This window comes from Naumannella halotolerans, assembly GCF_004364645.1.
Taxonomy (GTDB): Bacteria; Actinomycetota; Actinomycetes; order Propionibacteriales; family Propionibacteriaceae; genus Naumannella; species Naumannella halotolerans.
On sequence record NZ_SOAW01000002.1, the window covers coordinates 203,402 to 228,365 of the forward strand.

Annotated in this window: 19 protein-coding genes and 2 tRNA genes; 13 read left to right on the forward strand and 8 right to left on the reverse strand. The window is 65.8% G+C overall.

All coding sequences use genetic code 11. The features are described 5' to 3' along the window. Nucleotides 1–657, reverse strand: coding sequence for a hypothetical protein (locus CLV29_RS12070; protein ID WP_133755339.1), 657 nt, complete (start codon nt 655–657; stop codon nt 1–3). 216 nt (nt 658–873) lie between these two features. Continuing rightward, the gene (locus CLV29_RS12075; protein ID WP_133755340.1) at nt 874–2,658 is read right to left on the reverse strand and encodes a glycoside hydrolase family 35 protein; all 1,785 of its coding nucleotides are present in this window, start codon (nt 2,656–2,658) and stop codon (nt 874–876) included. A gap of 821 nt (nt 2,659–3,479) precedes the next feature. Here CLV29_RS12075 and gyrB point away from each other — a divergent pair. Together gyrB and CLV29_RS12085 are read left to right on the forward strand one after the other, a co-directional pair. Then, the gene (gene gyrB / locus CLV29_RS12080) at nt 3,480–5,462 is read left to right on the forward strand and encodes a DNA topoisomerase (ATP-hydrolyzing) subunit B (RefSeq protein ID WP_243831945.1); all 1,983 of its coding nucleotides are present in this window, start codon (nt 3,480–3,482) and stop codon (nt 5,460–5,462) included. 1,081 nt (nt 5,463–6,543) lie between these two features. Further along, nucleotides 6,544–7,473, forward strand: a complete 930-nt coding sequence (locus CLV29_RS12085) for an NADP-dependent oxidoreductase (protein ID WP_133755342.1) — start codon at nt 6,544–6,546, stop codon at nt 7,471–7,473. A 3-nt stretch (nt 7,474–7,476) separates the two neighbouring features. On the opposite strand, the gene CLV29_RS12090 is transcribed toward CLV29_RS12085, so the two are convergent. After that, on the reverse strand, nt 7,477–8,313 hold the full coding sequence (locus CLV29_RS12090; protein WP_243831917.1) for a fumarylacetoacetate hydrolase family protein: 837 nt from the start codon (nt 8,311–8,313) through the stop codon (nt 7,477–7,479). Nucleotides 8,314–8,488: 175 nt separating this feature from the next. On the opposite strand from CLV29_RS12090, the gene gyrA reads away from it, so the two are divergent. From gyrA to CLV29_RS12105, 3 genes are all read left to right on the forward strand, one after another. Further along, on the forward strand, nt 8,489–11,245 hold the full coding sequence (gyrA, locus tag CLV29_RS12095; RefSeq protein ID WP_133755344.1) for a DNA gyrase subunit A: 2,757 nt from the start codon (nt 8,489–8,491) through the stop codon (nt 11,243–11,245). Next, nucleotides 11,242–12,183, forward strand: coding sequence for a DUF3566 domain-containing protein (locus CLV29_RS12100; protein ID WP_133755345.1), 942 nt, complete (start codon nt 11,242–11,244; stop codon nt 12,181–12,183). Before gyrA ends, CLV29_RS12100 begins: the two co-directional genes overlap by 4 nt. Nucleotides 12,184–12,256: 73 nt before the next feature. Then, nucleotides 12,257–12,330, forward strand: a tRNA-Ile gene (locus CLV29_RS12105). Nucleotides 12,331–12,393: 63 nt separating this feature from the next. Here CLV29_RS12105 and CLV29_RS12110 read toward each other — a convergent pair. After that, nucleotides 12,394–12,999 (reverse strand): MerR family transcriptional regulator, encoded by a 606-nt coding sequence (locus tag CLV29_RS12110; RefSeq protein ID WP_133755346.1) that lies wholly within the window; start codon nt 12,997–12,999, stop codon nt 12,394–12,396. A 673-nt stretch (nt 13,000–13,672) separates the two neighbouring features. Between CLV29_RS12110 and CLV29_RS12115 the strand changes: the two genes are divergently transcribed. Next, nucleotides 13,673–14,977: an MFS transporter gene (locus CLV29_RS12115; protein WP_133755347.1), complete on the forward strand. Its 1,305-nt coding sequence runs from the start codon at nt 13,673–13,675 to the stop codon at nt 14,975–14,977. Nucleotides 14,978–15,055: 78 nt separating this feature from the next. Here CLV29_RS12115 and ald read toward each other — a convergent pair whose 3' ends face one another. Continuing rightward, nucleotides 15,056–16,156 (reverse strand): alanine dehydrogenase, encoded by a 1,101-nt coding sequence (gene ald / locus CLV29_RS12120; protein WP_133755348.1) that lies wholly within the window; start codon nt 16,154–16,156, stop codon nt 15,056–15,058. Nucleotides 16,157–16,260: 104 nt separating this feature from the next. On the opposite strand from ald, the gene CLV29_RS12125 reads away from it, so the two are divergent. Continuing rightward, nucleotides 16,261–16,779, forward strand: a complete 519-nt coding sequence (locus CLV29_RS12125) for an Lrp/AsnC family transcriptional regulator (RefSeq protein ID WP_133755349.1) — start codon at nt 16,261–16,263, stop codon at nt 16,777–16,779. A gap of 47 nt (nt 16,780–16,826) precedes the next feature. After that, nucleotides 16,827–16,899: transfer RNA gene (locus tag CLV29_RS12130), tRNA-Ala, on the forward strand. On the opposite strand, the gene CLV29_RS12135 is transcribed toward CLV29_RS12130, so the two are convergent. Next, nucleotides 16,873–17,688: a recombinase zinc ribbon domain-containing protein gene (locus CLV29_RS12135; protein WP_243831918.1), complete on the reverse strand. Its 816-nt coding sequence runs from the start codon at nt 17,686–17,688 to the stop codon at nt 16,873–16,875. The two genes, CLV29_RS12130 and CLV29_RS12135, sit on opposite strands and share 27 nt — an antisense overlap. Here CLV29_RS12135 and CLV29_RS12140 point away from each other — a divergent pair. The 5 genes from CLV29_RS12140 to CLV29_RS12160 all read left to right on the forward strand — a co-directional run bounded on the left by CLV29_RS12140 (nt 17,644) and on the right by CLV29_RS12160 (nt 22,537). Beyond that, nucleotides 17,644–18,372 (forward strand): HAD-IC family P-type ATPase, encoded by a 729-nt coding sequence (locus CLV29_RS12140; protein WP_243831919.1) that lies wholly within the window; start codon nt 17,644–17,646, stop codon nt 18,370–18,372. The two genes, CLV29_RS12135 and CLV29_RS12140, sit on opposite strands and share 45 nt — an antisense overlap. A 39-nt stretch (nt 18,373–18,411) precedes the next feature. Beyond that, a complete protein-coding gene (locus tag CLV29_RS12145; RefSeq protein WP_133755351.1) occupies nt 18,412–18,843 on the forward strand; it encodes a cupin domain-containing protein in 432 nt (143 codons plus the stop codon). Between the two features lie 135 nt (nt 18,844–18,978). Beyond that, nucleotides 18,979–19,782, forward strand: coding sequence for an NADP-dependent oxidoreductase (locus tag CLV29_RS12150; protein WP_279586487.1), 804 nt, complete (start codon nt 18,979–18,981; stop codon nt 19,780–19,782). A gap of 85 nt (nt 19,783–19,867) precedes the next feature. Further along, nucleotides 19,868–20,557: a Crp/Fnr family transcriptional regulator gene (locus CLV29_RS12155; RefSeq protein ID WP_208292938.1), complete on the forward strand. Its 690-nt coding sequence runs from the start codon at nt 19,868–19,870 to the stop codon at nt 20,555–20,557. 30 nt (nt 20,558–20,587) lie between these two features. Then, complete coding sequence (locus tag CLV29_RS12160) at nt 20,588–22,537, forward strand: heavy metal translocating P-type ATPase (protein WP_208292939.1); 1,950 nt, start codon at nt 20,588–20,590, stop codon at nt 22,535–22,537. A gap of 66 nt (nt 22,538–22,603) precedes the next feature. On the opposite strand, the gene CLV29_RS12165 is transcribed toward CLV29_RS12160, so the two are convergent. Together CLV29_RS12165 and CLV29_RS12170 are read right to left on the reverse strand one after the other, a co-directional pair. Continuing rightward, nucleotides 22,604–24,517: a heavy metal translocating P-type ATPase gene (locus CLV29_RS12165; RefSeq protein WP_133755352.1), complete on the reverse strand. Its 1,914-nt coding sequence runs from the start codon at nt 24,515–24,517 to the stop codon at nt 22,604–22,606. Then, nucleotides 24,514–24,900 carry an ArsR/SmtB family transcription factor gene (locus tag CLV29_RS12170; RefSeq protein ID WP_133755353.1) on the reverse strand — a complete coding sequence of 129 codons (387 nt, stop codon included), beginning with the start codon at nt 24,898–24,900 and terminating at the stop codon, nt 24,514–24,516. The genes CLV29_RS12165 and CLV29_RS12170 overlap by 4 nt, the downstream gene beginning before the upstream one ends. Nucleotides 24,901–24,964: the final 64 nt, after the last annotated feature.

Consider the following 24,964-nt stretch of genomic DNA (forward strand, 5'->3'; position numbering starts at 1 on the left):
TCAGTCCGCGGTCGCGATCACCGTCACCGGCAGGTAGTAGTAGGCGCCGCCACGACCCGAGGGCGCCCAGTACTTCGTACCCACCTGCAGGAACGAGTGGTCGTCATAGGACAGATCGGCGATCGCCAGCCGCAGGTATCCCGACGGCCGGTACTCGGCCGGCAGTTCGAACTCGACCCGGTACTCCTGGCTTTCCAGACCGGGGGTGAACAATCGCGGTGTCGCCCCGGAGTCGCTCACCGGACCGACCTCCTGCACGAAACCCTCGACGGTCAACCCGCTCGGTCCGTCCTGGACCGCCATGGCGGTGGACAGATAGGGCGCCATCGGTTCGGTGACCCCGTCCAGCAATCGGCCGTGCCCGATGGCCGTCGCGGTCCACCCCACCTCACCGAAGGACAACTCGCGTTCGACCGTCACCTTGTCGAACGACATCTCGTACGGTCCGGTACGGATCACCGCGCCCGGAGCCACGGGCTGGTAGACCGACTCGCGTTCGGTGAAACCCCCGAGGGCGATGGTGACGGCGAGGAGCAGCACCAGGGCGAGCGCGACCGGCAACAGGACCAGCCATCGCCGGCGGCGCCGGCGACGGGGACTGGCCCAGGCCGGGTCGAGCGGGGAGGGATCACGCCAGACGGCCGGGGTCTCGATCACCGCCGTGGCCGTGACACTGACCGGACCGGGCTCGGGCCGCTCCGCGCCAGGGTCGGGGGCTGGGTCGGGAGCCGCGTCGGGAACTGGGTCGGCCGGGCGACCGGGTTCCGGCTCGGCGACCCGACGGGGCACGGCAGGGCCACTGCCGCGCCCGGATCCACCTTGCTCCACGCCGGGGAGTCTAGACCGCCGAGGGCCGTTGGTGGCTTTCCATGATCATTCCTCAGTCGGCCCGAGTCGGAGGTCGGGGGCGAAGCGCACCTGCTCGGTGGTCAGTACCTCGAGCTCCAGCAGGGTCAGCTCGTTGGTCCCGGCGCAGGTGACCGGTGCCGGGACGAAGAGGGTGGTCTGCGGTCCCTTGCGCCAATAGCGGCCCAGCGGGAATCCGTTCCACCAGGCCAGACCCTTGCCGAGACCGTCGGTGAGCAGGGCCAGATCGGTCGGCCGGTCCAAGGGGATCTCCGCCCGGTGGATCCAGGCACCCGGCCCGCCGGCGGCTCCGTCGGGTGTGGCCTCGACGATCCGTTCCAGGGGCACTTCCCCCACCTGCCAGTCGGTGAGCTCGCGTACCTCAGGTCCGCGATGCAACTGGGCAGGGCCGATCAACCCCTTCGGTTCGCCCAGCCGCGGGCCGTAGTTCAGCCGGCCGCAGTCCTCGACCAGGATGTCCAGCACCCCGCGGGAGCGGGGTAGCCACAGGGCGCTCTCGTGATCCTCCCGGGCCAGGGTGCCGACCGGTATTCCGTCCAGTCTCAGCCAGGCGCGGTCGCGTACCTCGCTCAGCCGCAGTACGGCCGGCCGGTCATCGCCGTCGAGGGTGATCCGGTAACGCAGCAGTCCGCGGTGGATCCCCAGGGCGTCCCTGGTCGGCAGCTCGTCGACCGCGGTGAACGGTACTTCCGCCAGTGCGGAGTCCAGGCTGCGGACCGGGGACAGAGGCACGGGCTCGGGGGTGCGGAACGGCTGTCGGGGCGCAGCCGGATCGGTGGGCAACCCGTGGGGCAGTGGTGGCAGTGCGGCGTGGCGGCCGATGACCTCCCGGAACCGCCAGAACTTCTCGGTCGGCCGCCCGGCCTCGTCCAGCGGCGCGTCGTAGTCGTAGGAGGTGACCGTCGGTTGGTAGGTGCCCTTGTCGTTCGCACCACTGGTCAGCCCGAAGTTCGTACCACCGTGCAACATGTAGATGTTCACCGAGGCGCCAGCGCTCAACAGGTCATCCAACTCGGCCGCACTCTGCGCGGCATCGGTGGTGTGATGGTGCGCCCCCCAGTGGTCGAACCAGCCGCACCAGAACTCCGAACACATCAGCGGGCCGGTCGGCTGGGCCTGGCGCAGGGTACGCAGCCGTTCGGTGGCCCGGGATCCGAAGGACCCGGTGGTGAGCAGTTCGGGCAGGGTGCCGTCGCGCAACATCTGCGGCGTGGGCTGGTCCACGGTGGTCAGGGGTACGGTGATCCCGGCGCGCCGGAAGCGGTCGGTGAGGGCCTGCAGGTAGGTGGGGTCGTCGCCATAGGCACCGAACTCGTTCTCCACCTGCAGCAGGATCACCGGGCCGCCGCGGTCGATCTGCCGATCGACCATCCGATCGAGCACCGCATGCAGATAGGGGTCGAAGGAGGCCAGAAACCGGGGGTCACTGGACCGGAGCCGGATCGTGGTGTCGTCGAACAGCCAGGCGGGCAGGCCGCCGCCGTCCAGTTCGGCACAGATGTAGGGACCAGGACGGACGATCGCGTGCAGGTCCTCGGCGGCGATCAGGTCGAGGAAGCGCTCGAGATCGAGCCCGCCGGTGAAGTCGAGCCGGCCGGGGCGGAGTTCGTGCAGGTTCCACGGGACGTAGGTCTCGATGGTGTTCAGACCCATCGCCTTGCCCAGGTGGATCCGGTCGCGCCACTGGTCGGGATGGATCCGGAAGTAGTGCAGGGCGCCGGAGAGGATCCGGAACTCGTTCCCGTCGAGCAGGAAGTCGGTCTCACCGATCGTGAACGTGTGCTGGGGCATGCCCTTCGTGACCTTCTCTTCGTCTGCTCGTTCTTCGTCTGCTCGGCGGATTCGGTTGGACCGCGTGCGGACAGCGAAATGTTAACGTCAACACACGTAAGCCATCGCAATCAGGATTGGGTGGCGGTCGGCGCGCGGGCGGTCTCCTGCCCGAGCTCGAAGACGACCCGGTCACTCCCGGCCCGCGGAATCTGCAGACCTCGCTGGTGGTCCGAGGGTCCTCGGGTCCGTACCCGACTCGCCGATGGTGCGCACCGGACCGGTGGTGCCGGGGGACGGTGAGCTGGGTCGATTTGGTCGGGTCGGTCAGCCCGGTGTGGCCACCCGCTCGGTTGAGTCGAACCGGACGGGCGGGGTCGGGCTGGTTGTGCTGGTTGGGTCGGGCTGGTTGGGTCAGGTTGGGCTGGTTGGGTCGGTCGGACTGGTCGGACTGGTCGGGCTGGTTGGGTCAGGTTGGGCTGGTTGGGCTGGTTGGTGCGGCACGCTCGGCACGGACTCGAGCGGAGCCGTGCACCCGGGGTCGTCCGCGGGGGTCGAGGCAGGCACAGGCGTGCTCAGGGTCGCGCAGATCGAAACCCGTCGACTTCGGGGCCAGGGAATCCCGGTGGAGCTGCGGTGATCGGGTAAACTCGGAGCGTTGTCCGGGTCCGGCCACTGTGCCGGTGAGGGACGATGCAGACGCGATGCCTTCGACGACCGGCCGGGGGCGAGCAGTCGATGATGCTGAGGCAAGAGGAGACAACTACGTGAGCGCCGACCCGGAGCCCGAGTTCGACGAGACCAACGAGCAGCCGGTCGAGCAACCGGACACCGAGGAGTTCATCGTCCCGCTGGAGGCCACGGCCGGCAGCAGCCGGGTCGAGGGCGCCTACGACTCCTCCTCGATCTCGGTCCTCGAAGGGCTGGAAGCCGTCCGGATGCGTCCGGGCATGTACATCGGCTCCACCGGCGAGCGGGGTCTGCACCACCTGGTGCAGGAGGTCGTGGACAACTCCGTCGACGAGGCGATGGCCGGGTACGGCGAGGAGATCGAGGTGACGATCCTTCCCGACAACGGCATCCGGGTGGTTGATCATGCCCGCGGCATCCCGGTCGACACCCATCCGGTCGAGGGCATCTCCACCGCCACGGTGGTGCTGACCAAGCTGCACGCCGGTGGCAAGTTCGGCGACGGCGGTTACAAGGTCTCCGGCGGTCTGCACGGTGTGGGCATCTCGGTCGTGAACGCGCTCAGTGAGCGGCTCGACCTGGAGATCCACCGTGACGGGTACGCCTGGCGGCAGACCTTCCACCTGGGCGATCCGGTGGCCGAGTTGCGCCGGGAGGAGGAGAGCGACCGTACCGGTACGACCACCACCTTCTGGGCCAGCCCGGACATCTTCGAGACGACCGAGTACAGCTACGAGACGCTGGCCGGTCGGTTCCGGGAGATGGCCTTCCTGAACAAGGGCCTGCGGATCACCATCACCGATGAGCGGGCGGGACATGTCAACGAGGAGGGGGAGCCGCTGAGTGACTCCTTCCACTTCGAGGACGGTCTGGTCGACTACGTGAAGTTCCTGTCCAAGGCCGACACCCCGATCACCCCGGTGATCGACATGGAGGCTGCGGACTCGGCATCGGGTCTGAGTGCGGAGATCGCGCTGCAGTGGAATGCCTCCTACAGCGCGCGGGTGCACACCTTCGCCAACACCATCAACACCCATGAGGGCGGTACCCATGAGGAGGGATTCCGTTCCGCGCTGACCAATACGGTCAACAAGTGGGGACAGGCCTGGGGGATGGTGAAGAAGGCCGAGGACCGGATCTCCGGTGACGACATCCGCGAGGGCCTGACCGCGATCATCTCGGTGAAGCTGACCAATCCGCAGTTCGAGGGACAGACCAAGACCAAGCTCGGCAACACCGAGGCACGGTCGTTCGTGCAGCGGGTTCTGAACGAACGGCTCAGCGACTGGATGGAACAGAACCCGAACGACGGCAAGAACATCGTCCGCAAGGGTCAGGCCGCGGCTGCGGCCCGGATCGCTGCCCGGAAGGCGCGGGAGATGGCCCGCAACCGCAAGGGCTTCCTCTCCGGTGCCGGTCTGCCGGGCAAGTTGAAGGACTGCCAGTCGACCGATCCGACCGAATGCGAGCTGTTCATCGTCGAGGGTGACTCCGCCGGCGGTTCGGCCTCCTCGGGCCGTGACCCGCGTACCCAGGCGATCCTGCCGTTGCGCGGAAAGATCTTGAACGTGGAGAAGGCCCGGTTGGACAAGATCCTTGCAAACAAGGAGGTCCAGGCGATCATCAATGCGCTCGGTACCGGTGTCGGTGAGGACTTCGACATCGAGAAGCTGCGCTATCACAAGATCGTTCTGATGGCTGATGCCGATGTCGACGGTTCGCATATCCGTACACTGCTGTTGACCTTGCTCTTCCGCTTCCTGCGGCCTTTGATCGAGCACGGTTACGTCTACGCCGCACAGCCGCCGCTGTTCCGTCTGCGCTGGACCAACCATCCGCACGAGCTCGCCTACAACGACGAGGAGCGCGACCGGCTGCGCGACGAGGGTCTCGCCCAGGGCTGGAAGCTGCCCAATGTGAACCCGATCCAGCGGTACAAGGGTCTGGGGGAGATGGACGCCGACGACCTGTGGGACACCACCATGGATCCGGACAAGCGTTCGCTGTTGCAGGTGACCCTGGCCGATGCCGCCCGGTCCGATGAGATCTTCTCCATCCTGATGGGCGAGGAAGTCGAACCCCGGCGGTTGTTCATCCAGCGCAACGCCAAGGACGTCCGCTTCCTCGACGTGTGATCGGAGTGGTCGTCGTGTGATCGGAGCGTTCGTCGTGTGACCGGAGCGGTCGTCAGGCAGATTGCCGGAACGAGACGCCCGGGCTGCGCTCGCCGACCGTCGCGGGTGGGGGCGGAACTGCGGCTCCTTCGGCGCGCGTAGAACAGCGGCTCCTTCGGCGCGCGCCGAGCTGCGGCTCCTTTGGCCGGTGATGACTTCCCGCCACTGCAGGGCCGTTCGACGAGCGGGCGCTTCCGGCAGTAGGCGGCCTGTCCTGTGCCGCCACGCCGGATCACTCGCCACCTGGCAAATTCTTGCGGCCGGAACAAGACAAACGTCACAGTCGATTCCTATTTCGGTGTGACACGCCGGTGAAAACCGGTCGCGGTGGCGATCGAGTGTGACGTTCGTTTGGTTGCGGGCGGGTGGTCACGGGTGCGCCGGCCGCAACTGGGACCACGTGTGCGCAAACCTCTGCTGCGCGCAGCGCAGTCCGGCACCCGCCGAGCAAGGACTGCTGACGTGGCGCAGGATCGACGATTCACCGGTCGGACGGGCGAATTCGCGAGCCTGGCGCCACGTGGGCGGTGCTGTGCCGACCTGACGACCCGCCACTACCGACTCAGGGTGCACCCGAAGCAGCCGGGGTGAGGCAACCAAGGCGGATTGCTGCCCCAGCTGCTCAGTTGGGGTCGATGCAACCGCGTCGATGCAGCCGGATCGCTCCGGGCCAGACTGAACCGGCCGACTCGCGCAACTGGATCGCTCCAACCAGGCCGAACCCGCCGAATCGCTCAGCCAGACCGAGCCAGCCGGCGCCCGCAGCCGGATCGATGCAGGAGTTCGCGATGACGCGACGACCACGAAGTCGTGGGTGCACCGAAGACAGTCGCTGGACACAACAAAACAAACGTCACACTCGATCGGCGATTCAGGGCAACACGCCGGTGAAATCGGCCCGCGCGTCGATCGAGTGTGACGTTTGTCCTGCTGCTTCCCAGCTTCCGCGGATCTGGGGCAGGAATATCTCGCCTGCGAGCGTCGCTCTCCCAGGCGTGGGCCGATCATCCGGTCGGCCACCGGGAAATGACGGGAGCAGCAGATGCGCGCCACCAGTTACGACGCTTTCAGCACCGACAACAGCACACTGACGACCGGGGAGCTGCCGGATCCGACTGTCGGTCCGGGCAATGTCCTGGTCGAGGTGAAGGCGGCCGGGGTCAACCCGGTGGACTGGAAGATCATGACCGGCGACCTCACCGGTCTCCTCGATGCGGTCTTCCCGGTGGTACCGGGTTGGGATGTCGCCGGAGTCGTGCGCGCGGTCGGACCCGACACCCCCGAGTTCTCCGAAGGTGACGAGGTCTACGCCTACGCCCGCAAGGAGGTCGTCCGCGGTGGCACCTTCGCCGAACTCGTCGCCGTACCCGCCGAGTCACTGGCACTGAAGCCGAAGAGCCTCGACTTCACCGAGGCCGGCGCCGTACCCCTGGCAGGACTCACCGCACTGAAGGCGTTGCAGCGGACCGACATCAGCCCCGACGGGAGCGGCCGCACGGTGCTGATCCATGGCGGCTCCGGTGGGGTCGGCAGCTTCGGTGTGCAGATCGCCGTTGCCGCCGGCGCGCGGGTGATCGCGACCGCCTCGGAGCCCAACCACGAGTACCTGCGCGAACTGGGTGCCGAACCCGTCACCTACGGCGACGGCCTGGCTGATCGGGTACGCGAGCTGGCGCCGGGTGGTGTGGATGCGGTCACCGACTTCGTGGGTGGCGTGGTCGACACGACCCTGGCCGTCCTCGCCCCCGGCGGCAAGCATGTCTCGATCGCCGATCCGACGGTCGTCGAACACGGTGGCGAGTGGCTCTGGGTACGGCCGAACGCCGCCGGCCTGACCGAGCTCGCCGAACTTGCCGACGCCGGCAGGTTGACGGTGGAGATCGCCGGGACCTATCCGCTGGACCAGGTCGGGGCTGCCTTCGATGCCAGCCGCTCGAGCCGCACCCGCGGAAAGCTGGTGATCATCCCCTGATGCTCAGGCCAAGGTGGTCCGGATCGATCCGATCCCCTCGATGGCGGTGGTGATCACCTGGCCGGGCTTCAAGTACCTGCGGGGTTGTCGTACCGCCCCGACCCCGGCAGGAGTACCGGTGAAGATCACATCCCCCGGAAGCAGTGTGACCACCGAGGACAACCGGGAAACCAACTGCGCGACCGGGAAGATCATGTCCGAGCTGCGGCCGTCCTGCATCACCTCACCGTCGATCTCGCATCGCACTCCAAGATCATCGGCATCAGCCAGCTCGTCGGCGGTGACCAGCCATGGACCGACGGGGGCGAATCCCGGAAAGCTCTTGCCCAGACTGAATTGCGGCGGTGAGTCGCGAAACTGCACCCGCCGATCGCTCAGATCCTGTCCGATGGTGAGTCCGGCGATCGCCTGCCAGGCGTAATCGGGATCGATCCGGTGCCCGCCGGTGCCGATCACCACGCACAGCTCGGCTTCGAAGTCACAGCGATCACTGGACAGCTCGACGGTCGCCTCCGGCCCGGTGATCGCGGACGGGAACTTGGTGAACACCATCGGTTCGGCAGGGATGTCGAGTTCGGCCTCCTCGGCGTGGTCGCGGTAGTTCAACCCGATCCCGAAGACCTGCGGTGGCCTCGGCGACGGGGCGCCCAGTTCGGAAGCGACGATCGGTACGCCAGACAGGCCGTCCAGGTCGGCCAGGTCACCGACCCAGTCGGAGAACTCCGGCCAGCGGGCGAAGACCGCCTCGGGTTCGGGTCCGAATCGGCCGGCGCTCGCCTCGGCCACGTCGACCGCCCGGTCGGCGATGATCAGCACCGCCCGCCCGGCCAGGTTTGCCATCCGCATATCGCTCCTCCGCCCCTCGTGCTGCTCGCGTACCTCAGAACCATGCCATCGGCCGGTGGAAAACCCTCACCCCAGGGGGCTCATTGCGCCGGTTTCGGGGAGGTCCGCGATAGAATGGGCAGGATCTGCGATCCAGCGTCGCACGCCACCGAAATGAGGATTCCCACGCATGACGGACACCCCGATGGGACCGGACGATCAGAACGACGTCACATCCGCTGAGGCCGGTGACGAGATCGCCACCGGGAATCTGACCCAGCGGATCAGTCAGATCGATCTGCGGGACGAGGTGCAGAAGTCGTACCTCGATTACGCGATGAGCGTGATCGTGTCCCGGGCGCTGCCGGACGTGAAGGACGGTCTGAAGCCGGTCCACCGCCGGGTGCTCTACGCGATGTACGACGGCGGGTTCCGGCCCGACCGCGGCTGGAACAAGTGTTCCCGGATCGTCGGTGACGTGATGGGCCGCTTCCACCCCCACGGTGACTCCGCCATCTACGACGCGTTGGTACGGCTGGCCCAGCCGTGGGTGATGCGGGCGCCGCTGATCTCCTCCCAGGGCAACTTCGGCTCGCCGGGCAACGACAAGGCCGCGGCCATGCGGTACACCGAGTGCAAGATGGCGCCGCTGGCGATGGAGATGGTCCGCGACATCGACGAGGACACCGTCGACTTCGTACCCAACTACGACAACCGGGAGACCGAACCATCGGTGCTGCCGGCCCGTTACCCGAACTTGCTGGTCAACGGCGCCACCGGCATCGCGGTCGGTATGGCGACCAACATCCCGACGCACAATCTGCTGGAGGTCGCCGACGCGGTCCAGTGGTCGCTGGCCAACCCGACCGTCGCTCCGGAGGAGTTGCTGGAGGCCTCGATCGAGCGGGTGAAGGGCCCCGACTTCCCCTCCGGTGCGCTGATCGTCGGCCGTTCCGGGATCGAACAGGCCTACCGCACCGGTCGCGGCTCGGTGACCATGCGGGCGGTGATGGACATCGAGGAGGACGCCAAGGGGCGGACCCAGATCGTCGCCACCGAACTGCCCTACATGTGCAACCCCGACAACCTGCTGGTGAAGATCGCCGAGCTGGTGAACTCGGGCAAGTTGCACGGGCTGGCCGACATCCGCGACGACACCTCCTCGCGTACCGGCACCCGGTTGGTCTTCGTGCTCAAGCGCGATGCCCAGCCACGGGTGGTGATGAACAACCTCTACAAGCACACCGCGCTGCAGGACACCTTCGGCTGCAACATGCTGGCGCTGGTCGACGGTACGCCGCGGGTGCTGCGGTTGGACCAGTTCATCTCCTACTGGATCGCCCACCAGTTGGACGTGATCCAGCGGCGTACCCGTTACCGCCTGCGGAAGGCCGAGGAACAGGCCCACATCTACCGCGGTCTGGTGAAGGCGCTGGACAACCTCGACGAGGTGATCGCGCTGATCCGGCGCAGTCCCTCGACCGAGGAGGCGCGTACCGGACTGATGAGCCTGCTGGAGATCGACGAGGTGCAGGCGACCGCGATCCTGGACATGCAGCTGCGCCGACTGGCTGCCCTGGAGCGGCAGAAGATCGTCGACACGCTGACCGAGATCGAGGCCCGGATCGCCGACTTCAAGGAGATCCTGGCTTCGGAGGACCGGCAGCGTCAGATCATCTCCGAAGAGCTCGCTGCGGTCACCGAGAAGTACGGCAACGAGCGCCGGACCAAGATCATCGCCGCCTCCGGGGACATGTCGGAGGAGGATTTCATCCCCGATTCCGATGTGGTGGTGACGATCACCCACGGCGGGTACGCCAAGCGCACCGCCACCGACGCCTACCGGGTGCAGAAGCGCGGTGGCAAGGGTGTGCGCGGCGCCAGCCTGCGGGCCGATGACGAGGTGGCGCACCTGTTCGCGACCTCCAACCACCAGTGGGTGCTGTTCTTCACCAATCTCGGTCGGGTCTACCGGGCGAAGGTGTGGCAGCTTCCCGAGGCCGGGCGGGACGCCCGTGGCGGACATGTGGCGGGGTTGTTGTCCTTCCTGCCCGATGAGCACATCGCCCAGGTCCTGACCCTGCGCGGGTACGACGACGCCGACTACCTGTTGCTCGCCACCAAGGCGGGTCTGGTGAAGAAGACCCCGCTGGTGGCCTACGACAGTCCGCGGCAGGCGGGCCTGATCGCGCTGAACTTCCGCGACGAGGGTGACGAGCTGATCGGCGCCGGCCTGGTCAGCGACGACGACGATGTGCTGCTGATCTCGAAGAAGGGCCAGGCGATCCGCTTCGGCGCCGGTTCGGATCAGTTGCGGCCGATGGGCCGGGTCACCTCCGGTGTCACCGGGATGAAGTTCCGCGACGGTGACGAGCTGTTGTCGATGTCGGTGATCGACGCCGACCTGCCCGAGGACGATCGCTATGTCTTCACCGTCACCGATTCCGGGTACGCCAAGCGGACCAAGGTCTCGGAGTACCGGCAGCAGGGCCGCGGCGGTCTGGGCATCAAGGCGATGAAACTGAACGAGAACCGCGGTGAGCTGGTCGGCGGCCTGATCGCCCAGGAGGGCGATGAGGTGATGGCCATCAAGCACAGCGGCCAGATCACCCGTTCGGCGGTCTCCGAGGTGCCGGTGAAGGGCCGCGACACGATGGGCGTGAAGTTCGTCGGGGTCAAGGGAGACGACCGGGTGGCGATGATCGCACTGAATCCCGAGCAGGGCGCAGAGGCTCAGTCGGCCGGTGTGGCCGACGACCAGATCGAGGCCGGGGCCGATGTCCGCGACGAGGATCAAGACGGTGGTCCCACCGCGGCCGAGGAGTCTGCGACCACGGTCGACTCGACCGCAGATGAGCCGGTCGCGCATGATGGGACGTCCGATCCGGGTACGCTCGGAGCAGATACACCTGACGAGACCGCTGCAGCGGAGGAGACTGACGAGTGACGAACGGCAACACGAAGGGCGGCAGCACCCGCCCAGACGCGCCGGTCGAGGCCAGCCGCGCTGACCGGGTGATGGGGCGTACCTCCTCGTCCTCGTCGGCGGAGCAGACGCAGCAGCCGGCCACGTCGACCCGTACCGCGACCCGCGGCAGCCAGGCCAAGACGAGCCAGGGCAAGACCACTCAGAGCTGGCGCCCGCCGACCGCCCGGAGCAACGGCACCGGTGCCACCAGCACCGGCGCGGCCGCGAGTGCGAACGGTTCGGCGACCAAGGGCAGTGAGTCCTCGCCGAGCAGTGGGGCGACATCCGCGCCACAGAACGCCGGGACGAGGACCGCCGATCCGGACACCGACACCACCAAGGTGACCACCGGTCAGGCGGCCGCCGCCGTCCCGAGCACCTCGAAGCGTTCGTCGGCCAGCCCGGTCGTCCCGGGTGTCGGCTCCCCGGCCACCCGGTCGGGTTCGAGCTCGGAGGCCGCGAAGACCGATTCACGTGGCTCGGCTGCGCGCTCCGGTGGAACGGCCGCTTCGGCCAGCAGTGCCAGCCAGTTCGGTGCCGCCCGGCGGACCCGGAAGGCCCGGCTGCGGTTGGCCCGACTGGATCCGTGGTCGGTGATGAAGACCTCGTTCCTGTTCTCGCTGGCGGCGCTGGTCGTCCTGGTGGTGGCGACGGCTGCGATCTACGGTGTGCTGCAGACGGCTGGGCTGTTCGCCGCGGTGAACGAGGTGTTCGCCCTGGTCGTGACCTCGCAGAACGATCCCAACCCGTTCAACATCACCGACATCCTGAGCCTCAACCGGGTGGTCGGTGGAGCCTTGGTGATCGGCGCGCTGAACGTGGTGATCTTCACCGCGCTGGCGACGCTGTTCGCCTTCCTCTACAACATCTCGGCCACCTTGCTGGGTGGCCTGGAGGTCACCCTCGCCGAGGACTGATCCCTCCCGGCCCGGTCGCACGGTAACGATTTGTCCGCCGACGGCGGTATCGGCTACTGTTTTCCGGGCGCAGGGGCCTATAGCTCAGACGGTTAGAGCGCTGCCCTGATAAGGCAGAGGTCACTGGTTCAAGTCCAGTTAGGCCCACCCGACACAAAATCCCCGATCCGTTGGATCGGGGATTTTTTGCTGTTTCGTCGGCCGGCTCGGTCAGGATGCGTCGCTCAGATGCTCGCGGGCCGCTTTCCGCATCGCCGAGAGCATGGAGTCGCCGAGGATGGTACCGATGACGACCGTCTGCGCGATGGTGTTCCGGTCCTGGGTCTGGGCGACGGCTTCCATGTCACCACGGGCGATGTCCATCACTGGCGGCCCGTAACGGCTGGCCCGCTCGCTGAGGTCGGCACGGCCGATCTGCTCGTACTGGGAGATCACCGCGGCGGTCTGCCGGAACCCGACCGAGTCCTCGGGTACGTTCCAGCCGAGCTCGTCGAACAGTTCGCGTACCCGCTGGAGGGTCTCCTCGCCGACGGCCGGAAGGTTCGTCGGGGCCACTGCCTCGTGGGCGCGCTCAAGGACCTCCTCGACCCCGACCTGCTCGTCGTCGACGGCCTCCAGGACCCGGCGTACCGAGGCAATGCTCAGGCCGGCCACGTTGATCAGGGCCTTGATCAACCGCAGGCGGACGATGTGTTCGGGACCGTACTCCGTCTGGTTGTATCCCACGCGGTTCCCGGCCAGCAGACCCTCGCGGGCATAGAACTTGATCGAAGCCACGCTGACGTTGGAGAGCTCACTGAGCTCGGCGACTCTCATCGGTGGCGGAACTACCGGCTGCGGGACGCGGTCGCGTCCCACGCTCGAGGGGTACGGGAGGGCGCGTTGCTGTGGACGGCGACCCGTTTCGAGCAGTGCTGTTCCGGGCACTTCAACGTTGATCCAATCGTCGACGGACGGCGGTCCGGATGGCTGGGAAGTGATGAGAAATCTCGCCCTGATGTTATCGGCAGACCGAACCCTGTGGCGGCTGCGGAAAGGACTGTTTTCGTGATCTGCACGGGAACCGAACCGGGCGCTGGACTAGTCATGAAGTCCCGCATTCAGCAACACCGGTTTTCCACAGTTTCCGTTCCAGAGGCAGGGGGTGTGGGGGCGCTGACATGCTCTGTCGGGGAATCAACTGCCGGATCATCCTTCTCTCTCGGTGTACAGGACCGTTATGTAACCGTAACTGCGTATCCCGGAATCCGAGACGACTGACGAACAAGTTTGTGCTTTTTCACAGGTTCCACACAGTCTGTCTGCTCCAGCTACGCGAGAAACAGTTGCCGGTGTGAGAGGTTTCACAGCCGGCGACGCAGGTCAACCAGGCTCTCGGCATACCGATGCGGGCCGTGGGGCGAGACCGGATGGCGCGGGTGGACAGCAGACGGCACAATGGCCCGGCCGTGTCCCTCGACCGGCCAGATCGTTCATTGGAGAGCCGAACATGGTCAGCAGTACGTCGGAGAGTGTGACCTCCCCCAAGGAGATGCGTCGGGTCGCCGGTGCCAGTGCTGTGGGCACCGGTATCGAGCTCTACGACTTCTTGATCTTCGGCCTGGCCGCAGGTCTGGTCTTTCCCCGGTTGTTCTTCCCCGAGTCCGATCCGCTGGTCGGCACCTTGTTGTCCTTCATGACCTTCGGTGCCGGCTTCCTCTCCCGGCCCCTGGGCGGTCTGGCCTTCGGCCACTTCGGCGACCGGGTCTCCCGCAAGACCATGTTGGTGATCGCGCTGCTGGCCACCGGCGCCTGCACCGTTGCCATGGGTCTGCTTCCCACCTATGCCACCGTCGGCGTGCTGGCGCCGATCCTGTTGGTTACGCTGCGGATCCTGCAGGGATTCTTCATGGGCGGGGAGCAGAGTGGCGCCTTCCTGATGGTCACCGAGCACGCCCCCGGTGGTCGGAAGGCGTTCTGGGGTGCCTTCGTCACCGCTGGGTCGCCGATCGGCAGCCTGCTCGGCATCGGTGCTTTCCAGATCACCGCGGCGGCGACCGGTCCGGCCTTCGTCGAGTGGGGCTGGCGGATCCCCTTCCTGGCCTCGGCCGTGCTGATCGCGATCGGTATCTACATCCGGCTCGGGATCTCCGAGAGCCCGGTCTTCGAGAAGATCCAGCCCGACGAGATCCGCCGCGTACCGATCGCCGGGGTCTTCGCCACCGCCCTGCCGTTCGTGGTCGGCGGCATCCTGGTGAACCTGGGCTTCAACCTGTTCATCTTCATCATCAACTCGTTCAGCGTCGCCTACGGCACCACCCAGCTGGGTATGCAGCGCACCGACATCCTGCTCAGCGGCCTGTGGGGCTCACTGGGCATGTTGGTGGCCGTCTTCGTCGCCGGCTGGCTGGCCGACCGGTACGGGTTGATCAAGATCATGGCGATCGGCGCGATCTTCCAGATGTTCTGGGCGTTCCCGTACTTCTGGTTGTTCGACACCAAGAACCTCGGCCTGCTGTACCTGGCGGTGGTCGTCGCCTACATCGGTCTGAGCTTTGTCTTCGGCCCGATGGCCGCCTTCTACGTCACCTTGTTCAAGCCCGAGTACCGCTACTCCGGGGTGGCGCTGTCGTACAACCTGGGTGCGGTGCTCGGCGGTGGCCTGTCCCCGTCGATCGCCACCGCGCTGCTCGGTTCTTTCGAGGGCAGCACCGGCATCTCGGTCTACATCGCCATCGGCGGAGCACTGTCGCTGATCGGTCTGTTGATCACGGCCAAGCACGTGAACAGTGTCAGTCGACGCAGCGCTCCCTGAGGACGACCGTCATCGGCGGTCGGTACGGGACGCTCGGGCCGGTCCGGTCACACCGGTGGGCTGATCGAGACCGGTGGCCTACAGGGCTGCGACCGGTTGGCCGAAGGCCTTGGCGACACCGGCATTGGTGATCGCGCCGGCATGGGTGTTCACCCCTCCGAGGAGGGCGGGATCGGCGTCGACGGCAGCCCGCCAGCCCTTGTTCGCCAGCGCCGTCAGGTACGGCAGCGTCACATTGGTCAGCGCATTGGTGGAGGTCGCCGGTACGGCACCGGGCATGTTCGCCACGCAGTAGTAGACGCTGTCGTGGACGGCGAAGGTGGGCTCGTCGTGGGTGGTCGGATGCGAACCCTCGAAGCAGCCGCCCTGGTCGATGGCGATGTCGACCAGCACCGCACCGGGTTTCATGGTTGCGACCATGTCGGTGGTGACCAGTTTCGGGGCGGTGGCACCAGGGATCAGCACCGAGCCGATCACCAGGTCGGCCCTGGCGATCTGTTCGGCGATCTCGTAGCGGGTGGAGGCGCGGGTCTGCAGGGCGCCGCCGTACCGATGCTCGAGTTCCCGCAGCCGCGGGACCGAGACGTCGAGCACGGTGACCTGGGCGCCGAGGCCCAGGGCGTTGGCGGCGGCGTGCTCCCCGGCGACACCTCCGCCGATCACCAGGACCTGGGCCCGCGGGGTGCCGGCGACACCGCCGAGCAGGGTGCCGAGACCGCCCTTGGTGCGCATCAGGAAGTAGGAGCCGACGGTGATCGAGAGCCGGCCGGCGACCTCGCTCATCGGTGACAGCAGCGGCAGTGAGCGGTCGGGGAGTTGGACCGTCTCGTAGGCGATGGAGGTGGTGCCGGCAGCCAGCAGGGCGTCGGTCAGCGGCTTGTCGGCGGCCAGGTGCAGATAGGTGAAGAGGGTCAGGTCCTCGCGCAGGTGGCCGTACTCGCTGGCGATGGGCTCCTTCACCTTGGTCACGAGGTCGGAGGCGCCCCAGACCTCCTCGGCGGTGTCGGTGATGATCGCCCCGGCGCCGGCGAACTCGGCATCGGTCCACCCGGAGTTGGTGCCGGCACCGGCCTGCACCCGTACCTCGTGCCCGGCATGGACCAGCGCGTCGACACCGGCCGGGGTCATGGCGACCCGGTTCTCGTTGTTCTTGATCTCGGTCGGAACGCCTACGCGCATGGGGTGTCTCCTGGTCGACGGGTGCCAACAATGTCGCAAATCATTCGGTGACAGTGCCAGTGGTTGGAACATTCTTCGGCACAATTGCGGCTAACCTGCACCACATGGCCTTGCAGAAGCCCGTCGTACCCGGTTCACCGAAGGATGTTCGGCCGGCGCCGAGCCTGGATCGGGCCGATACCGCCCTGGTGGAACGGTTGGCGACCGATGCCCGGGCGACGAATGCCGAGCTGGCCAGTGCAGCCGGGGTGGCGCCGTCGACGGCCCACACGCGGGTACGCGGCCTGCAGGATCGGGGGGTGATCACGAGTTATCACGCGGCGGTGGATCAGGCGGCGCTGGGCAATACGCTGCAGGCGATGATCGGCGTCACCTTGCGCCCGGGTATGCGGCAGGAGGCGATCAATGCGTTCACCACGCAGGTACGTACCCATCCGCAGGTGCTGCAGTTCTTCTTCCTCGGCGGCAATGACGACTTCCTGGTCCATGTGGCGGTGACCGACTCCTCACAGCTGCGCCGGTTCGTCGTCGACCAGCTGTCGAGTCAGAACACCGTGGCCTCGACGCATACGAGCGTCATCTTCGAGTACCACCACAACGGTGTCGCTGCCGCCTTCAGCTGAGCGCGATTGGCTCCGGGGCCGTTGATTGCGTAGACTCGGCGGCTGCCGGGGCCATGGCGCAATTGGTAGCGCATCTGCTTTGCAAGCAGAGGGTTAGGGGTTCGAGTCCCCTTGGCTCCACCCCACCCCACGCACAAGGCTCGAACCCTTGCCAACTTCAATGTTGGTAGAGGTTCGGGCCTTGTTGGCATCTGCGGCCCAGGTCAGCGCGTTGGCGTTGACCTGTGGGTCGAGCAGCATTTCGAAGGGTCGGTTGTGCTCTACGCGCAGTTCGTTGTCCTCGTCGATGTAGACCTTGGTGAAGAATGCCTGGTTGCATAGTCGGCGGTTCGTGTCGTCGCAGCGGGCGTAGATGTCGGCGCAGTTCGCGAGGAGCCCGAGCGCGTCGTCGAGGTGGGTGCGGGCGTCGGCGTAGTCGCCGTAGTGGGCATCGATGCGACGGGTCACCTTGTCGAGTTCCGCGGTGATGCGGTCCTGTTCGCGTTTGAGGACGGTCAGTGGGATGGCGTCGGCGTAGTGGGCTTGCATGAGCCGGTCTTGTTCGCCTTCGAGCCGGTCACGGTTCGCGGTGAGCCGGGCGAGTTCGTCGGTTTCGGCGGCCATGAGCCGGTCGAACTCGTGGTGCAGCATCCCGGCGAGGGCGTCCTGCTGGGCTGGAGTGATCTGGACGCGCTTGTAGTAGTGCTCGACGAGTCGCTCGACGTCCTCGATGAGCATGGCCTGGCGGGTGCAGTCGGTTCGTTTGGAGTGCCGGCCGGAGCATACGAAGTAGCAGTAGACATTGCCGTGGCGGTTCTTGGCGTTGGAGACGATGAGCCGCGAGCCGCATTGTCCGCAGTGGATCGTTCCTTTGAGGTAGTGGCCGTGGACTTGGGTTGCTTCGACGGCGCACTGGTGCGCGGTGAGCACGGACTGGAGTTGGCGGCGGCGGGCAAGACGCCGATGATTGTCGCGGTGGACGACGCAGTCATCGGTGTGGGCGCTGTCGCGGATGCGATACGCGAAGACGCGCCTGAGATGATTCGGCGACTGCATGCCAGCGGCGTCAAAAAGGTGGTCATGCTCGCCGGCGACACCCGCCTCGTTGCCGAAGCGATTGGACAGGCAACCGGTATCGACGAGATTCACGCATCGCTCTTACCCGAAGACAAACTCGATGCGGTGGCACGAATGCAGCGCGAAGGGTATGTCGTCGCCATGGTCGGCGACGGTGTGAACGACGCCCCTGCCCTGGCGACGGCCGATATCGGGGTCGCCATGGGGGCCGCCGGCTCCGCGGTAGCGGTAGAGACCGCAGATATCGCCCTGATGGGCGACAACCTCCTGAAGCTTCCAGAAGCGATCCGTCTTGCCAAGCGCACCGTGAGCGTGATGCGACAGAACATTGCCATCGCGCTCATCACCGTGATCCTGCTGCTGATCGGTGTCTTCGCCGGAGGCGTAACGATGTCGCTCGGGATGCTGGTGCACGAAGGGTCGGTGCTCATCGTGATCCTCAACGCCATGCGGCTGCTCCGCAACACACGCGGAGACACAGCCCTGCCGAAAGCTGAGCGCACGACCACCACTGCCGTCAGCGCAACATCGCTGTAGAACCCGCTAATCGAAATTCTCCGAAAGGTAGAAGAAAACATGAACGAACAACAACACACGGTCACCGGGAACGTGAAGCACTTCATCATCGATGATGTTGCCAAGGCAAACCCCGACTTCCGTAAAGTGCTCTGGACAGGAGAACACTCCCAACTGGTGGTGATGACGATCCCCGTGGGAGGCGAGATCGGTGACGAGGTGCACGACACCACCGATCAACTCTTGACATTCATCTCTGGCACCGGCCAGGCCGACCTTGATGGTCACACCCATGCCGTCGATGCCGGAGACCTGTGTGCAGTTCCCGCTGGTACCCGCCACAACTTCCGCAACACGGGTGACGAACCCCTCGTGCTCTACACGGTCTATTCACCGCCCGAACATTCGATCGACGCGGTGTATGCCACGAAGGAGCTGGCGGATGCTGCCGAAGCTTCGGGCGAGGACGCGCCTCCACAGGGCGCACACTGAAACCGACAGAGGCCATAGGAAGTGCACACAGCGATGTCGAAAGTACTCGTTTTCACCTCCTACGGTGGACCTGAGACCGAACAGATCATCGAGCGTCCGATGCCCACACCCGGCCCGGATTAGGTCGCGATCGAGGTGAAAGCGGCTGGAGTGAACCCCGCTGACTGGAAGACTCGCGAGGGGCGATTCGGGAAACATCACGCGCTGCCCAAAGAGATGGGGTTCGAGGCGTCAGGAATCGTCACGGCAGTCGGCGACGACGTCTCTGGCTTCTCTATCGGCGACGCAGTCTTGGGAGCTGTGGCAGAAGAGTTCGGAGGCATCGCTGAACACGCAGTGCTGGCGGCTGCACGCACGGTGCAGAAGCCCGAGATAGTTTCCTTTGCTGACGCTGCGGTACTTCCGGTGGCCGGTGCCACCGCATACGACCTCACCCACCAGATCGAATTGGAACCCGGCCAAACAATGCTGATCATCGGGTCAGGTGGTGGAGTCGGACTCATTGCCGCCCAGATTGGTCGCGTTCACAAGTTCACGGTCATCGGGGTCGGGAGTGCATCCAAGCAACACCTCATCACATCGACCGGCGCAGCCTTCGTCCTTTCAGGCGAAGGTGCCGCCGACCGGGTGCGTGCAATCGCTTCAGATGGGGTGGATCTCATCCTTGACCTCGTTGGCGGTGAGGTTCTGCGCGAGTTCGCCACTCTGGTGAAGAATCCCAAGAATATTGTCAGTGCCGCCGATGCGGCAACCGCGACTGATCTTGGTGGAGCCGGGCTGGTCCGCACCGCTGAGAGCCTCGCGAAGATCACTGGCGTCGTCGAGTACGGACTCGTTGATCCGCACGTGGTGCAGCAGTTCGCGCTCGTGGACGCACGTACCGCGGTCGCCGTCGTCGAATCCGGGCACGCCACCGGGAAGGTCGTCGTGACCCCCTGATTCCACCGCATTGCCATACTGGATAAGAGACTGAAGGAGAAGGAAAGGAGCACCTTTGTCAACATCACTGCCCCCGCCATCAGCGATGAGCGAAGCAGCCGAACTGTGCGTGAGCCTGGTACCCCTGTTCCAGGGGTTGAGCTACGACGAGCAGCTGGAGGTGGCCCGCGTCGCACACCCCACCCAGCTCGACCGCTTAAAGCAGGTCTATGGCGCGGGAGGTGACGTGTCACAACTGATGGTGGTGCACACCGGACGCGTCAAGATCTCTCGTACAAGCCCCGACGGCCACGAGCAGATTATCCGGGTTCTCGGCCCGGGAGACTTCATCGGCGAATCCGCGTTCCTCACCGGCACGAGACCCGATCATTCGGCAACGGCGCTCGAAGCCGCAGAGCTGTGCGTGTTCCGTCATGACGATCTCGGCAAGCTCGTCGAGAAGCACGCGAGCATCGGATTGCGGATGCTGCAGGGTGTGAGCAGGCGGCTAGGTGAAGCGGAAGCCCGATTGGCCGCGGTGATATCCGGGGATGTGAGTTCGCGCCTCGCCGACTACCTCCTCGCCCTCCCCGCACAACCCGGGACGGATCGCCTTTCCGTGGTTATGCTCCCGCTCGCCAAGAAGGACATCGCGTCGCTGCTGGATACGACCCCGGAGTCGCTGAGTCGCCAGCTGCGCGCTCTCAGCGACGCGGGAGTCATCCTCCAGGGGGCAGGAGGCCGCGTCACGATCCTCGATGTCGACGCGCTCACGTCACTCGCAGCCCATGTGTAACGGAAACAAGAACGAGAACAAGGCGGCACGGTGACACAGACACTTTCCCCGTTGGAAGCCCCCGCGAAGCCGGGGCTTCTGCGCGAGACGCTGCAGTTCTCGCGGAGCCGACCGCTCATGGTCTTCGTCGTCATCGGCCTGGCAACCGGGGTGACGCTCTGGGCCACAGGGCAGCAGACCGCGCTCGCGATCACGGCGTTCCTCGTCGTTGGTGTGGTCATCGTGACGACGGCAATCGGTATGGTCCGCGACCTGATGAGCGGGCACTGGGGGCTCGACGTGCTCGCCGTCGTCGCGATGGTGGCTACCCTCGCGGTGCAAGAGTATGTTGCAGGGCTCATCATTGCGTTGATGCTCACCGGCGGCGAAGCGCTCGAAGCGGTGGCGGCGCGGCGAGCGAGCCGTGAGCTCGACATGCTCTTGAACCATGCCCCCGCCTTCGCTCAGCGGGTTGACCCGGTCACCGGTGACGTGCAACGCATTCCCGTCGATGAAGTGGCGGTCGGTGACGAGTTGCTCGTGCGTTCATCGGAGGTGCTACCCGTGGACGGAACGCTCCTCTCCGAGCATGCGAGCATCGACGAATCGTCGGTGACCGGTGAACCACTGCCCGTGAGTTACCAGGCCGGTGACTCGTTGTTGTCGGGAACGGTGAACGGCACCGAGAGTCTCACGATGCGCGCTGAGAAGGTCGCGAGCGAATCGAACTATGCGGGCATCGTGAAGCTCGTCGAAGCGGCCGTCGATTCACGGGCTCCGATGGTGCGGCTCGCTGACCGATACGCGGTGCCCTTCACGATTCTGGCGCTGCTGATCGCGGGTGTCGCCTGGTATGTCAGCGGTGATCCGGTGCGGTTTGCTGAGGTGCTCGTCGTCGCCACCCCCTGTCCGCTTCTGATCGCCACTCCGGTCGCGTTCATGGGTGGGATGAGTTCCGCCGCGAAGCTGAACGTCATCATCAAAGACGGCGGAGCGCTCGAAGTGCTCGCGCGTGTACGCTCGGCCGCATTCGACAAGACCGGCACCCTCACACAGGGCAAGGCCGACGTCGTCAACATTGTGCCGGCGGCGCGTTCTGCGAGAGAAACGCTCCAACTCGCGGCCGCCGCTGAACAGTTCTCGGTACACGTGTTCGCAGAACCGATCATCGCCGCGGCACGGGTTCAGAAGCGCGAACTGCCACAGGTTGCACATGCAGATGAAGTGGCAACGAACGGTGTGCATGCTGTGTTCTCTGACGGCACGCAGGTGCGGGTGGGGAAGCCTGCGTTCATCGAAGAAGTGACCGGGCACATCACTCGCCCCGCCCTGGCTGCGGGCGAGACCGCGGTGTACGTGGCCGTCGGTAACGAGCTTGCCGGGGTGATCGTGTTGTCAGACCCTCTCCGCCCGCAGGCTGCAGACACGGTGGCTCGCCTCCGAGCAGCCGGGGTCGAAGAGATCGCGATGGTGACCGGAGACGTTGCACCGACCGCAGAATCCATCGCGCACGAGGCAGGCATCACGACGGTGCATGCCGAGACGACGCCGCAGACCAAGGTGGAGCTCGTGCAGGCGATGCGGCCCCGCCCAGTACTCATGGTCGGTGACGGCATCAACGATGCTCCCGTGCTCGCTGCCGCCAATGTGGGGATCGCGATGGCTGGGCGCGGTGCCACCGTGGCCAGCGAATCCGCCTCAGCTGTGATCACCGCAGATGACATTTCACGCGTCGCGGATGTGATGTACGTCTCCCGTCGCACCGTCACGATCGCACTGCAATCGATCTGGCTGGGCATCATCATCTCGGTCGGGCTGATGCTTGTCGCAGCCTTCGGGTATCTCCCCGCAGTGGTGGGTGCCCTCCTACAGGAAGTCGTTGATCTTGTCGCGATCGTGTCTGCGTTACGAGCGCTCAGTATCCACCGGCGCGTGAAACGTGAACGCGGGTCTGGAACCCCACTCGGAGCGGAAGCGTTCGCCCAGCCCACGCGTCAATAAGTCGCATCGTCGGACCGTCGGAATACACCCGCTCCGCATAGTCGCAAGTCAGCTGAGCTTTCGTCTTCACTCGTGCGATCGGGTGTTCGCAACTCCAGTGCTCGCCGCCCTGCTCTGCCTGCCGGGGATGAGGCGCGCGGAGTTGAGGATGAACGTCGTCTCGCTCCCGACATGGATGAGGGCTGCCACGACCGGGCTGAGCAGCCCGAATGCGGCGAGTCCGATGCCGATGAGATCGACGGCGATCGTGCCGATGAAGTTGAACATCACGATCCGCCGTGCCCGCTTCGCGACGAACAGTGTGTGGGCGAGGTCGTTCAGGTCTGAGCTGATCAGCACGACGTCGGCGCTCTCGCGGGCGATGTCGGTGCCGGATCCCATGGCGATCCCGACGTGGGCGTGGGCAAGGGCGGGGGCATCGTTCACACCGTCACCGACCATGGCAAGCGTGTGTCCGGCTGCGCGTTCCGCGTCGATCGCGGCAAGCTTCTGCTCTGGCAACAGGCCGGCATGCACGTCATCAATGCCAAGTTCGGCGGCGATGGCCCGTGCGGTTGCTTCCTGATCTCCGGTGATGATGAGTGTGCGCAGCCCGCGGCGGTGCAGTTCTGCGACTGCAGCCTTCGCGGAGTCGCGGAGCGTGTCGGCCAAGAGGATCGTGCCCGCGTAGGTGCCGTCGATACTGACGTAGACGGCGGTGGCGATCCCTTGCTCCGGTGGTGTGTCGGGGGCATCAGTCACCAGTCGTCGGCTCCCCGCCGCGATGACTCTGCCTGCGACTGTTGCGGTCACGCCCAGGCCGGGCCGGTAGGTGAAGTCCTCGGCCGATTCCAGTGGCAGGGCCAGATGGTTGGCATGTGTGATGATCGCTTGCCCGAGCGGATGCTCCGAATAGGCTTCGGCCGCAGCCGCGAGGGTCAACAACTCGTCCTCGGTCACGCCCGTTGCCGTGTGGATCCCGGTAACGGCCGGAGCGCCCATAGTGAGGGTGCCCGTCTTGTCGAACGCGACAGTATCCACGGTCGAGAGCGCTTCGAGATGCGCGCCGTCTTTCACGAACGCCCCCGACCGGGCGATCCGGGCGATCGCGGCGAGCACCGCCAGCGGCGTGCCCGCAACGATGCCGCACGCCCCGGCCACCACGACCACCGCGATCGCAGAGGTGATATCGCGGGTTACGAGGTAGGTGATGACCGCGCCGCCGAGCGCGAGGTACACCAGCCAGGAGGCGAGTTTATCTGCGAGGCGCTGCACGGGCGGTTCAGACTCCTGCGCCTGTCGCACTGCTTCCACGATGCGCCCATATGACGATGCTGCGCCGACTCGCTCGGCGCGGATTTCGACGGCACCGATCTGGTTGATGGACCCCGCGAACACCTCGCTGCCGACCCCCACGTCCACGGGCAGCGACTCGCCGGTGATCCGCGACTGATCCACGGTCGTCTCGCCCATGACCACCACGCCATCAACCGGGATGCGTCCGCCCGGACCAACGACAACCACCTGCCCCGAGACGACGTTGGACAGCGGCACCGTCGCAATGTCTACGCCCTGCCGAACCTGCACGGTGTCGGGGAGGAACGTCATGAGGTCGGTCAGGGCGTCGCGCCCCCGATCCATGGTCAGGTCTTCGAGGATTTCGGCGGCGAGCACGAACGTGGTGATCAGCAGCGCCGTCACCCACTCACCGATCGCAGCGGCTGCGACGATGGCGATCAGCATGGACAGTTCCATGCTCATGCGCCGCGCACGCATGTCGTGCAGCGCTTCCATCAGGATCGGCCAGCATCCGACGATCAGCCCGATCATCGCGACGACGGGCACTTGCGGCCACGGCCAGGTTACGCCGAGCGCAACGGTGAGGGTGCAGGCTGCGACGAAAAGGGTGCGCGCCAGATCGCTACGGTCGATCCGTCGCCACAGGCTTGCCGCGCCAGCTGATGTCACCGCGTCCCGAGCACGAGCATCGGTGACACTCATTCTGCTGCGCCGTTTGTCGTGCCCTGCGAAGCGACTGGGCCACGGTGGTGCGGCGGCAACCTCTCGACAACGTGCTCGGCCTGGAACACCGCGTGCGTGACCAGTTGGCGGGCATGCTCATCGATCAGGCTGTAGAACACGCGGGTGCCCTCCTGCCGAGCTTGCACGACCTTGCCCCACCGCAGCTTCGCGAGATGCTGCGACACCGTGGTCGGTGACTTTCCGACCCGCTCCGCCAGCTCGCCCACCGCGAGTTCACTGTCGCGCAGCGCCAGAATGATGAGGATCCGCGTCGCATCCGACAGCAGTGAGAACACCTCGGCAGCTAAATCGACGTACTGGCTCTCCACCCCAAAGCTGCATACCTTATTATCTTCACGCATAAGAAGATAGTAAGGTACTTGCGGTACTTGCGGTACTTGCGGTACTTGTCGGTATACCACAGCG

Bases quoted from the DNA above. Each gene is read 5' to 3' on its own strand.
- CLV29_RS12145 (WP_133755351.1), top strand. From the start codon at position 18,412: ATGAACGAACAACAACACACGGTCACCGGGAACGTGAAGCACTTCATC.
- CLV29_RS12085 (WP_133755342.1), top strand. From the start codon at position 6,544: ATGCGCGCCACCAGTTACGACGCTTTCAGCACCGACAACAGCACACTG.
- CLV29_RS12170 (WP_133755353.1), bottom strand. From the start codon at position 24,900: ATGCGTGAAGATAATAAGGTATGCAGCTTTGGGGTGGAGAGCCAGTAC.
- CLV29_RS12155 (WP_208292938.1), top strand. From the start codon at position 19,868: ATGAGCGAAGCAGCCGAACTGTGCGTGAGCCTGGTACCCCTGTTCCAG.
- CLV29_RS12110 (WP_133755346.1), bottom strand. From the start codon at position 12,999: ATGAGAGTCGCCGAGCTCAGTGAGCTCTCCAACGTCAGCGTGGCTTCG.
- CLV29_RS12090 (WP_243831917.1), bottom strand. From the start codon at position 8,313: ATGGCAAACCTGGCCGGGCGGGCGGTGCTGATCATCGCCGACCGGGCG.
- CLV29_RS12115 (WP_133755347.1), top strand. From the start codon at position 13,673: ATGGTCAGCAGTACGTCGGAGAGTGTGACCTCCCCCAAGGAGATGCGT.
- ald (WP_133755348.1), bottom strand. From the start codon at position 16,156: ATGCGCGTAGGCGTTCCGACCGAGATCAAGAACAACGAGAACCGGGTC.
- gyrA (WP_133755344.1), top strand. From the start codon at position 8,489: ATGACGGACACCCCGATGGGACCGGACGATCAGAACGACGTCACATCC.
- CLV29_RS12075 (WP_133755340.1), bottom strand. From the start codon at position 2,658: ATGCCCCAGCACACGTTCACGATCGGTGAGACCGACTTCCTGCTCGAC.
- CLV29_RS12165 (WP_133755352.1), bottom strand. From the start codon at position 24,517: ATGAGTGTCACCGATGCTCGTGCTCGGGACGCGGTGACATCAGCTGGC.
- CLV29_RS12125 (WP_133755349.1), top strand. From the start codon at position 16,261: ATGGCCTTGCAGAAGCCCGTCGTACCCGGTTCACCGAAGGATGTTCGG.